The 1,310-nt window shown below is 58.4% G+C and carries 1 protein-coding gene; it reads right to left on the bottom strand.

What is annotated here, in order from left to right:
- Positions 1–23: 23 nt before the first annotated feature.
- Positions 24–1,310: methyl-accepting chemotaxis protein (locus tag AC1D17_RS28990; protein ID WP_477568639.1), on the bottom strand; the 1,287-nt coding region annotated here is incomplete at its 5' end.

Genomic DNA, 1,310 nt, shown 5'->3' with positions numbered 1-1,310 from the left:
CCTTTTGGGCATGTTGTATGCCTTTACGCCGCCATGCGACCCGCGTCCTGGTTGCGCCCGATGCGGAACTGCTCCAGGCGGCTCGTCAGGGCTCTGACCTCGCTGGCAAGTGTGTGGGTCGCCGCATTGGATTCTTCGACCATTGCAGCATTCTGTTGGGTCATCCGATCCATCTGTCCGACGGCGGTATTGATCTCTTGAAGGCTGCTGGCCTGTTCGCGCGCGGCACCCACAATGGCCTCCACGTGGCGATTAATCTCTTGGACCTCTTGCACGATCGTCTCCAACTCTTCACCGGTCTGTCCAACGAGTGAAACGCCTTCCGCAACCTGACCGCTCGACGTGTTGATGAGAGCCTTGATCTCCTTTGCTGCCTGCGCAGAGCGCTGCGCCAGCTCTCGAACTTCCTGCGCTACGACAGCGAAGCCCTTACCAGCCTCACCAGCACGGGCGGCCTCTACGCCAGCGTTAAGGGCGAGAAGGTTGGTCTGGAAAGCGATTTCGTCGATTACGCCGATGATATTCGATATGGAGTCGGCGGATCGCTCGATGGCACCCATGGCATCGACGGCGCGACGGACAACAATACCAGACTGCTCCGCCCTTTCCCGGGTTTGCGAAACTCGCGTACCAGCGGTCTCGGCACGTGACGTGGAGTCCTTTACCGAACTCGTGATTTCCGCGAGCGCCGCTGCAGTTTCCTCAACGGATGCCGCCTGCTGCTCAGTTCGACGGGCCAGATTGTCGGCGGCATTTCGAATCTCTTCGGATCCGCCATGAATTGTGTTGGCGTTCTCGGAGAATGCGAGCATGGCATCTTCGAGCGTTTCAACCGAGTGATTAAAATTGAGGCGGATTGGGTCGAGAGAAGCGGTAAAGGGTCGCCCCAAGCGAACCGTCATGTCGCCGCCTGACAGTCTCTTTAGGCCATCTGCGAGTTCGTGGACTGCAAACTCCACCTCAGCTTCCTGTGCTTCAGAAATGCGCGCACGTTCAATCCGTTCGGCTTCCTGTTGCTCACGAGACAGTTCTGTCTCGCGTTCGAGTTCAATCTTGCGCCTTCCGGCATTGCGCAGGATCTCCAGTGCGCGCGCAAGGTCGCCGATTTCGTCGTTCGTTGCGGTGTCGGACAAGGCGACGTCAAAATTGCCTCGCGCCAATTCAGTAGTCTGGCTGATGGCACCAGCGATGCGCCTGCTGAAGCGGCTCGCGACGAACCAGCCGGCAAGGCACATGACAATCGCACACGCCACGATAGTCGCAGTAGAGGTGATGATCATCCGATCCAGATCAGCCAGAACCACCGATTT

This window comes from Pararhizobium sp. P1_E7 (assembly GCF_056405855.1).
The sequence above is the reverse complement of the archived record's forward strand: the minus strand, read 5'-3'. Positions and strand labels throughout refer to the sequence as shown.